Here is a 2,644-nt window from a genome sequence, read left to right on the forward strand (position 1 = left end):
CTGGCGCGCTCCAGCGCCAGCACATAGTCCTCGAAGCGCTTCACGCGGATCGCCTGGGGTGCGAGGAAGCGGTGGCCATAGGTGGTCTGGCCCGACTGCAAATCGCTGCTGGCGAAGGGCACCACCACCGGCTCGTCATTCTCGGTGCCGAAAGTAGCGGTGATGGCGCGCAGCGGGCGCACCCAGTGAAAGCTTCCCGAGCCCCAGCGCATCGACTTGGCCCAGGGGAAATCGCCCAGGATTTTCGGCAGCATGGCGGAGAGAAGCTCCACCGCTTCGGCGCCGTGCTTGTGGATGCGGGCGACGTAGAAATCGCCCTTCTTGGGATCGCTCTCGATCTTGGCCTCTTCAATCGAGGCCAGTCCCGCCGAACGCAGGAAGCCATCGATCGCCGGCTGCGGCGCGCCGACCTTGGGGCCTTTTTTCTCTTCATGGGTATCAGGCGAGCGCGCCGGCAGACCACTTACCGTCAGCGCCAGGCGGCGGGGGGTGGCAAAGGCCTTGGCGCCCTCATAGACCAGACCGGCACCGACCAGCGCATTGGTGACGGCCTTTTTCAGGTCATCGGCCGCGCGGCGCTGAAAGCGGGCGGGGATTTCCTCGGAAAAGAGTTCGAGCAGCAATTCGGGCATGGCGGTTACCGGGATAGAGGAAGGCGCGGTTTGCTTAGCTTGGGGCGGACGGATTGTCCATGGAAAGGCTTACCAGCCGCCACCACCGCCGCCCCCGCCGCCACCGCCGGAAAAGCCTCCGCCGCCCGAGCTGAAGCCGGAGGAGCTGGCCTGCACCGGCTGGGCCGCGACCATCGCTGCCGCCATGCCGGCGCTGGCCGCCGAAATAGTGCGGGAGAAATTGCCCGACGAGAAGGACGAGGGCGAGCCGCCATACCAGAGCGGCTGGTAACTACCGCCCCTGGCGTCGGAGACGGCATTGCGCGACAGTTCAGCCTCGAAATGCTCCGACCAGGGCTTTTCCACGCCCAAGGCGATGGCAAAGGGCAGGATGCGCTCGAAACGCTCCACCGACATCGGCGGCTCGCCCACGATGTTGAGCCGGTTCTTTTCCGCCGTTTCGAGATAGAGCTTGAAGCCGTCGATCTGGTCCATGATCTTGCGGCCCTGCACGGTGGGCGCGCGCATCAGCACCGCGAAAATCAGCGTAATCATGACGATGGAAGCGGCCGCCACCGCCGCGGCATTGATGCTGATGCCGGTGGCGAAATCGGCGATACCGGCCAGCATGTTGAAGCCGACGACGCCGATCCAGACCAGCGGAATGAAGCGCAGGATCGACCGGCCCCGCCACAGGCCGCGCACGAAACCGACCACCGCTCCGAGGATCACCCCGACCACCGCCGCTACCAGCAGCCACTCGAATTCGAGCACCTCGAAAATCACCATCGCCAGCAGGATGGCGGCGGCGATGAGAAAGCCCAGCACGACGAAGAAGGTGTTGTTGCGGAACCAGGTCAGGCGGTTTTCCCGCTCGATGGCCTGCACAAACTCGACGCGGCGTTTGCCGATTTCCAGGCCCTCGCCCTTGTCGATGGTGACGGAGCCCTTTTGCGCGAACCAGTCGAACAGCAGCCTTTCCGGCTCGGGCAGCGGCTCGGCAGGCTCCCTGCCCGTCACCTTGACCGAGAGGGTCTTGTCGGGGTTGACGATGGTCACCAGCCCCTTGACCCCGAGATCGAAGATAGCGGAGGTCAGCGCCGTCCAGCCGGCGTTGGAAAAGCCCCAATTGTGCACGTAATGCACCAGCGGCGGCGAAAAGCCCTTGGGCGGATGAAAGAGCGGAATGATGGTGCCCTTGGGCGGATCGCGCCCCACCGCGTTCCAGGCCGAGAAATTATAGGCCAGCACCAGGATGACGCCCAAAATCGGCAGCACGATTTCGCGTAGGTCCGATAGCCAGGCCAGCAGCGCATCGAGCCCCTGCGGCGGCACCAGCACGCCCTTCTGGAAGCTGATGGCAAAGCTCATCCCCTCGCCCGGCCCCAGCGCCCGGTTGGTGGTGATGACCGCCTCGCTGTCGGATATGCGGGTGAGGGTCACGGCACGCTCACTGGCGCCCGCAACTCCGGTATAGCCCACCATCTGGTCGATTACCGCGCCAGGGGGCAGGTGCACGCGGGCCGAGGAGCGCAGGATGGGGAAGATCCAGTAATTTCCGGTGGCGTTCCAATAGAGCTCGTCGTGATCCTCGAAGCTGCGCGCCATGCGCGTCATGGTGTAGGTGATGACGTATCGGTGTACGCCGGGGCGCAGAAAGGCGCTGGAATCGCCGATCCAGATACGGCGAAAATCCCCCATGCGCTCGACCTCGAAGGGCTCGGCGCCTCCGTCTCGGCTGACCGATTCCACCTCCAGCGACGAGCGCAACTTGCGTCCCTGCGCATCCAGCATCACCGTGGGGATATCGCGGAAGATGCCGCGCCGGATATCGATACTCTCGGCATTGACCTCAAGCGTTTCCACGATCCGCACCGACCCATCGGTGCGCAAGGTCACGTCAGCGGCAAAGTCGCGGATTTCCTCGCGCGCCAGCGCCGGAAAGGCAAGCGCAGCTATGAGGAATAGAGCGAGGGCAGCGCGCAGCAGCCGCATGGCTCAGTTGAACTTGACGGTCGGCACCGCCCGGTCGG

The 2,644-nt window shown here is 64.7% G+C and carries 2 protein-coding genes; both read right to left on the bottom strand.

What is annotated here, in order from left to right; genetic code table 11:
• Positions 1-632 (bottom strand): glycine--tRNA ligase subunit beta (locus VDP82_RS16840; protein ID WP_323015982.1); only part of this gene is annotated, 632 nt, incomplete at its 3' end.
• Positions 633-701: 69 nt separating this feature from the next.
• Positions 702-2,606, bottom strand: coding sequence for a DUF2207 domain-containing protein (locus VDP82_RS16845; protein ID WP_323015983.1), 1,905 nt, complete (start codon positions 2,604-2,606; stop codon positions 702-704).
• Between the last annotated feature and the right edge of the window lie 38 nt (positions 2,607-2,644).

Origin of the sequence: Devosia sp. (assembly GCF_034675085.1) — a bacterium.
In the GTDB taxonomy this organism is placed as follows: domain Bacteria; phylum Pseudomonadota; class Alphaproteobacteria; order Rhizobiales; family Devosiaceae; genus Devosia.

What these genes read in the sequence shown, in the direction of transcription:
- VDP82_RS16845 (WP_323015983.1), bottom strand. Translation starts at nt 2,606, where the DNA reads ATGCGGCTGCTGCGCGCTGCCCTCGCTCTATTCCTCATAGCTGCGCTT.